Raw genomic sequence first — 6,785 nt, 5'->3', positions numbered from 1 at the left:
GTGCTCATCAAAGCTGTACTCCCGCTGAGTTACCGGTGCGTTCACTCTCATATGTGCCTTCTGTAGTCAATGGCCTGACAAAACGGGATGCCGCCCAGTTGGAGTGAAGCCGGTACGCCTTGGGCACCCCTGCGATCGCTCCTTGAGCGCTTGTTTGTGTCAAGTGCTTACATATTCATTGACTTGTTTCAATTTTTAAATAGATATCAGATCTGATGTATCTAACTAGCATCTAATCAGATCTGATTCATCAAATCATCTTGATGACTCTGAATTAATTTGATACAAGTCAATTTACAAATTCTGGATTCTTCTTGTTCGGCAACCAGGAGAGGCTCATGGATGCAATGGTCAGCACCAGCTACAGCATGGAATTGGTTGTACTGTCGTACGCGATTTCAATGATTGGCGCCTTCATTGCGCTGATCTCCGCCAAGCGACTTGAGCCGGAGGTTGATGACCGCCAGACCTATCTGATGAGCCTCGGCAGCACAGGGATTGCTCTTGGCGGCATTGGCGTATGGTCGATGCACTTCATTGCCATGCTTGCGCTGCGCATGGATCTTGGGACCGGCTACTCGATATGGGAGACCGGCGTGTCGCTCATTGCCGCGGTGACAATCTCGGCCCTGGCTTTTCATATCGTGGCTCGCAATCCGCGCAGCATTGGTCGCTTGCTTTTGGCCGGATCAATGCTTGGGCTGGGTGCCGTTGTCATGCACTACCTAGGCATGTATGGCATGCGTTTTGGAGGCCACCTGGAGTGGGACTATGAGCGAATCGCCATGTCTGTGCTTATTGCTCTCGTGGCTGCAACTGCGGCGCTGTGGTTGGCATTTCATACCGAGCAGACAAGCATGCGCCTGCTTGCTGCGGCGATCATGGCCCTTGCCGTTTGTGCCATGCACTACACAGGCATGAGTGCTGCCGAGTTCATTTGCACGACGGAAAATCGCCTTGCGATTCCTTCGGGAAGGTATGTGCTTAGCGCACTTGGACTGCCGATGGTAGTGGCTGTACTGGCCCTGGGCATGTCGATGGTTCTGCTGATGGACCTGGCGCTGGTATCTTTCCAAAAGAGCAGCACAAGAGCAGGCATCCCTCGCAAATGAATTGCGGCAGCAGAATGGTGCCCCTTGTTATGGGGCTTGCTTCGCATTGCGCCACCATCAATCTCGACCTGTCTCGTTGGCACATGTCGCCCGATGACGAGCAATCGGCCCGTTGATCACCACTCCAACTCTGTCTGCAAGGAATAGGTTCTGTCTACCTGGCTTGAGACAAACACGATACCGGCACCAACCGCACCTATGCAACGCTGAAAAGTAAGAGGCAATCTTGAAACACCTGCTCGGATGTTTTCTCTACCACAGTGAAATCGCCAGTGACGCCAGTACGAGCTGTGTCGCAGATATCACCAGAGTCTCACGCCGCTTCAATGAGGCCCATGGGATCACAGGGATACTGATTTTTGACGGTCAGCGCTTCGTCCAATACATGGAGGGCCCTCAGCAACAGGTGATTGCATTGGCCAAAAAGATATCCCTGGACAATCGCCATACCAATTTCACTCCGCAGCACGAGGCAAGAGGTATAACGAGTCGCCTTTTCTCCGGCTGGACCATGGCTTACCTCTCGGTAGATGATGCCGAACCGTTGGCCCAAATGTGGGTTGTTGACGGAGACGCCGCAATGAGTTGCCTGCAGCAACTATTGCCAATGCTGGATGCTGCCTAGCAGCTTCCATGACCATCACGGCTGCGTCGCATCCGTCCTTCCCTTGGTAGTGCACCCTGGCCGAAGGGCTGCGTTCGTCACGCCTATGCGCCCCCGATGGCCTGGCCGTCGCTCATCTCAAAGCAGCTCTCCCCGGCAAAGATATTCGTCAAGGCGGCCTTCAGTTCCTCGTACTCGCCGGCTGAAAGATCAAAGGCGATGGACATTTGCTTCGGCTCATCCATGCCCTCCTCCGCCTCGCGTTTGAACGTGAGCTCCGCACCGGTACGCTTCAGCACAAACCGCTCAATGCCGCCATAGCGAGGTCTCTGCTGCCTACTCCACTCGACATGGTAGGTATCCATGCCCAGTTCTTCATCCTGCTCGTCTTCATCCTCTTCGAAGGAGCGCTGGAGCATCAGGTAATGCTCGGTGTCGTGCTTCTTGTCGGCAAAGCCGACAAGGTGGCAGAAGTCCTCCGGGTCTTTGGTGACGATGCAGGCTGCGCGAAAGGAGAAAGTGTTCATTTGGGTGTTCTTGAGGACTCAGGGCAGCGACAGGCTTGGAATCCGGATCCTATGGCGGGAAGGCCCTGATCACGAGCGTCGCGGATCGACCGGCAGCAGCCTCCCGGCGTTTGCAGAACCTGTGCTGCAACGGATTCATTGGTGTTTGTTGCTTGACTTACTCGGTTGATGAGCCTCGCCGCACCGGCTCGACTACTGGCTGATCCAAGATAGATGCTGGTTATTGACGGAGCAGCCGTGATGTTCTGCGGACAGATTATCCTGGGCCTTCTTGCTACATGGTCCACAGGGCCGAGCCCCCGGACTCAAACCCGATTGTCTTCAGCCTTCAGTCCCTCTGACGGAGGTCAGCTCAAGGTCATGTGCCTACGCCGCTTTCGTCCGGCAGCGGCTGCCCACGCTGGAGACTTGGCAACAGAAGAGCCCGTGTGCATCAATTGATGACCCCGATGCAAAAGGCAGTGAGTTCCTGTCTCGCCGATGGCAGACATCGGTACTGGCGCAGCAAGGATAGATTCGATCAAACTACTTTCAAACCTCTGGTCGCTGCATCCAGGCTGCACAATGAGCCTGAATACCCTGGCAAACCAACGACAAGGAACGGCTCAATGGCTTGTCCTTGCGCAATACCATCGCCAGTGTTCGCTGCAATCCAGGTGTTAACGGACGTGAGACCAGGTCATCGCGAGCGCCTCGCCCCTGCATGGCCATGCGCGGAACCACGGCATAACCCAGGCCTATGGCCGCCATCTCCTTGAGCGCTTCGACGCTGTCAAGCTCCATCTGAGGATGCGGCAGTTCACCGGCACGGCGCAGCCAGGCATCGACCACGCCGCGCGTGCTGGCTGATTTCTGCAAGGCAAGCAGAGGCAGGGATCTCAGCTCTGGCGCAGCAACCGCATCGCCTGGCATCAGCATCTCCGGGCGAGCTACGGCCACCAGCTCGTCGTGCAGCACGGGAGTCGCCAGCAAGGCTCGGCGGTTTACCGGCAAGGTGACCAGGGCAAGATCCAGACTGTTGTCCTCCACGCGCTTGACGCACTCCTCGGTATTGCCCGTGACCACCACGATGTCGATGCCTGGATGGCTGGCCCGTATCTGGCGCAACACGGCAGGCAGAAGATAGAGACACACGGTCAGACCCGTACCTATACGCACCTGCCCATTCACCTCGCGCGCATGCGCACTCAGCGCATGGGCCAGGCCTTCCAGCGCCACGCTCACGGCAGGCAGTTGCTCCAGCAAGGCCTTCCCGGCAGCCGTCGGCACAGCACGCCGCCCCACGCGTTCTATGAGGCGCGTGCCGAGATGGCGTTCCAGTTGACGCACTTGCAGGCTGACCGCCGGCTGGGACAGCTGCAACAGCTCCGCAGCCTGCGAAAAGCTGCCTTCCTGAACGACCAGACAAAAACTCCTCAACAGCATCAAACCAGGGGCATTAGCCAAAGTTTCACTAATACCTTGCATAAACATCAAAAGATTCCTTATTGGTAAATCTCGGGCGAAGATTACTCCATGCAGAACGCTTCTTCTTGCTCCCCCCTTCTTTCCCCGGCTCTGCCACCGATCGACGGCGACCGCCTGTGGCGCCGCCTCGAAGACCTCGCCCAATTCACCCGGGCCGACATGCCCTGGACCCGCCGCGCCTTCAGCGCGGAGTACCAGGCCGCACGCGTCTGGCTGCGCGAAGCTTTCGAAGCCGCGGGCCTGCAGGTGCGCCTGGATGCCGCAGGCAACCTCATCGGCCGCCGTCCCGGCCGGTGCGATGACCTGAAGCCCCTGGCCACGGGCTCGCACACCGATACGGTGAACGCCGGAGGACGCTTCGACGGCATTCTGGGTGTGCTGGCTGGCCTGGAAGTGGCCCATGCCCTGCAGGACGCGGACATCACACTGAAGCACCCTTTCGAGGTCATAGACTTTCTCTGCGAAGAGCCCAGTGACTACGGCATCTCCTGTGTGGGCAGCCGCGCCATGGCCGGCCAGCTCAGCGCCGACATGCTGGCCGCCCGCGACGATCAGGGCGACACACTGTGCCAGGCCCTGCAGCGTCTGGGCGCCCGCCCCGAAGCTCTGGCCGAGGCCGATCGCCGGCAGGACGGCTTTGCGGCCTTTGTGGAACTGCACATCGAACAAGGGCCCATGCTGGAGCGCGAAGGCCTGGACATAGGCGCCGTGACCGACATCGTGGGCATACGCCGTGCTCAGCTGTTCTTCGAAGGCCGGCCCGATCATGCGGGCACCACCCCCATGAATGAACGTAGCGATGCTCTCGTGGCTGCAGCAATAGTCATACGCCAGGCCCAGCGCCTGGCGCTGCACTGGAGCCGCAGCACACCTCACTACGTGGTTGCCACGGTAGGTCGCATGAACGTCTCCCCCAACGCCAGCAACACCGTGCCCGGCCAGGTGGACCTGACGCTGGAGGTGCGAAGCAACCATGCCCCCCTGCTGCAGGAGTTCTGGGAAATTCTGGCGCGGCGCTGCGGCCCGGCTATCGGGCGGTTGGGCGTGAATTGGCGTGTGGAGCCTCGCACCCATGTGGACCCCGTTGCCTGTGCGCCGCTGATTGCTGCTGCCGTGGAGCAATCCGCCCAGCGCCTGGGTCTGGGCTGTCGACGCATGCCCAGCGGTGCCGGCCACGATGCCATGTACCTGGCTCATACCGGACTCTCGGGGATGATCTTCATCCCGTGTCTTGATGGACGCAGCCATAGCGCGGTGGAATGGGCTTCACCGGGTCAGGTTCTGGCAGGCACCCAGGTGCTGGCCGCTACCCTGCTGAACCTGGACGAGCAAATGGACTAGCAGCAATCACGAATGCGAACGAACCAGGCTAGCCCTGCCCCCTGCCAGTCATGCGTGAATGGGCTCTTGAGTGTCTTCTGGGCTCGCTATGCAGCAATGATCGGCTTTTCACGCCCTCACTGCAGTTCAGGAGCAGTCATGAAAGCTGGACACCAGGCTCAAGTGCTACTCGGATTCGGATGACGCAAGTCGATTCAAAATCAATTCATACTGAATCAAGTCGGCAGGTGAGAAGCAACAGAAGACAACCTCTTCAATTGGCGAATGTTCCGACAGGCTTTCCTGGACGGTCCTGACCGCCACTTGCGCAGCCAATTCCATCGGGTAGCCGTATATGCCGGTGCTGATGCTCGGGAAAGCAATCGAGGTGACGGACTTCTCCTGCGCCAACTCCATGCATCGGCGATAGCAGCCAGCGAGCAGCTCTGCTTCTCCGCTTTCCCCGCCTCTCCACACAGGTCCGACGGTGTGGATGATGTAGTGGGCAGATAGGCGATAAGCCTTGGTCACCTTTGCATTGCCAGTCTTGCAGCCCCCGAGCAGCCGACATTCATGCACAAGGTCTGGACCTGCCGCACGATGGATTGCACCATCGACGCCACCTCCGCCAAGCAGAGACGAATTTGCTGCATTGACAATAGCTTCCATATGAAGCTTTGTAATGTCAGAGCAGATGGCATGAAGGCGTGTGGGCATATTTGTAAAGTAAAGCGAAAGAGCGGGAAGGCAGCTGATGCTGCAATGGCGTGCCAGGTTTGTAAACGCGTTGCCTGCGTAAGTGCCGATCTCAGTCCGATTTCCTGGTCGCATGCACACGACCCGCAAGGCATACCCGCCCTCCCCGCAAGCCGAAGCTGCCCTGTTCCGGCCGCCCTGAAACAAGTTCCTTTGACCTTTAAATTAGACTATTCAAAGTGCTGTAATGGATCGGATTGCAACTACCGCCCCCGGCCATGAACAGCCTTTCAGCAGGATTCTCTGATTTGCAGTCGCCATCTCTGGCCGAGGTTGGGCCCGTTGTCCTTGTTCTCCTTCCTGGAATGGATGGCACGGGTGAGCTTTTCGCACCGTTCGTTGCCGCATTGGGGAAGACGACGCCCGTCGTCGTGGTTAGCTATCCAGCTTCCGGTGCGCGACAGACCTATACCGATCTGACGGAACTTGCCACATCGGCCTTGCCGCCCAATGGCCGTTTGGTCTTGTTGGGAGAGTCTTTCTCAGGACCTATTGCCATTTCGCTGGCAGCGGCATACCCGGAGCGCGTTATGGGCCTTGTTCTGTGCTGCTCGTTCGTTCGCAATCCAAGGCCGGGTCTTCGATGGCTCAAAGGCCTGGCGACCATGCCCGTTCCGCTTCCTCCTGCTCCAATACTGAACCTGATGCTTCTGGGCCGGTTTGCGACGCCGGGTCTGCGGGTTATGCTGCGGTCCGCCTTGGCCAAGGTGCAAACGGCGGTTCTACGTTCAAGGCTGAGAGCGGTGGTATCCGTAGATGCGCGAGCACATGCCAAAGCCATTGATGCTCCGGTTCTCTACTTGCAAGGGATACGTGACCGCCTGGTGCCGCAGTCTTCCGTGGCTGATGCAAAGCAGTATTTTCGGAAGATAAGAGTTCAGGCGTTTGATGCTCCACATTGCCTACTGCAAGCCATTCCGCAAGAGGCCGCTGCGGCGGTGGCTGACTTCGTTCGGGACGTTGCAACATCACGAGAGAGTTCGGCGGTACATGAATAGG

At 58.2% G+C, this 6,785-nt stretch carries 7 protein-coding genes; 4 read left to right on the top strand and 3 right to left on the bottom strand.

From position 1 onward, the window contains the following. Positions 1–338: 338 nt before the first annotated feature. Together Cth01_RS23595 and Cth01_RS23590 are read left to right on the top strand one after the other, a co-directional pair. Positions 339–1,112 (top strand): MHYT domain-containing protein, encoded by a 774-nt coding sequence (locus Cth01_RS23595; RefSeq protein WP_045840587.1) that lies wholly within the window; start codon positions 339–341, stop codon positions 1,110–1,112. A gap of 226 nt (positions 1,113–1,338) precedes the next feature. Then, positions 1,339–1,737 carry a BLUF domain-containing protein gene (locus Cth01_RS23590; RefSeq protein WP_034359506.1) on the top strand — a complete coding sequence of 133 codons (399 nt, stop codon included), beginning with the start codon at positions 1,339–1,341 and terminating at the stop codon, positions 1,735–1,737. An 83-nt stretch (positions 1,738–1,820) separates the two neighbouring features. Here the strand turns inward: Cth01_RS23590 and Cth01_RS23585 are convergent, their stop codons facing one another. Beyond that, a complete protein-coding gene (locus tag Cth01_RS23585; RefSeq protein ID WP_045840579.1) occupies positions 1,821–2,243 on the bottom strand; it encodes an Imm10 family immunity protein in 423 nt (140 codons plus the stop codon). 531 nt (positions 2,244–2,774) lie between these two features. Next, a complete protein-coding gene (locus Cth01_RS23580) occupies positions 2,775–3,668 on the bottom strand; it encodes a LysR family transcriptional regulator (protein ID WP_034359521.1) in 894 nt (297 codons plus the stop codon). Between the two features lie 90 nt (positions 3,669–3,758). Between Cth01_RS23580 and ertE the strand changes: the two genes are divergently transcribed. After that, positions 3,759–5,051: an N-carbamyl-l-glutamate amidohydrolase ErtE gene (ertE, locus tag Cth01_RS23575; RefSeq protein WP_045840577.1), complete on the top strand. Its 1,293-nt coding sequence runs from the start codon at positions 3,759–3,761 to the stop codon at positions 5,049–5,051. Positions 5,052–5,216: 165 nt separating this feature from the next. Here the strand turns inward: ertE and Cth01_RS23570 are convergent, their stop codons facing one another. Next, complete coding sequence (locus Cth01_RS23570; RefSeq protein ID WP_045840576.1) at positions 5,217–5,747, bottom strand: O-acetyl-ADP-ribose deacetylase; 531 nt, start codon at positions 5,745–5,747, stop codon at positions 5,217–5,219. Between the two features lie 257 nt (positions 5,748–6,004). Between Cth01_RS23570 and Cth01_RS23565 the strand changes: the two genes are divergently transcribed. Beyond that, positions 6,005–6,784: an alpha/beta fold hydrolase gene (locus tag Cth01_RS23565; protein ID WP_052703463.1), complete on the top strand. Its 780-nt coding sequence runs from the start codon at positions 6,005–6,007 to the stop codon at positions 6,782–6,784. Position 6,785: the final 1 nt, after the last annotated feature.

The sequence above is a fragment of the Comamonas thiooxydans genome (assembly GCF_000964545.1).
In the GTDB taxonomy this organism is placed as follows: domain Bacteria; phylum Pseudomonadota; class Gammaproteobacteria; order Burkholderiales; family Burkholderiaceae_C; genus Comamonas; species Comamonas thiooxydans.
This window is presented reverse-complemented; position numbering and strand designations above follow the sequence as displayed.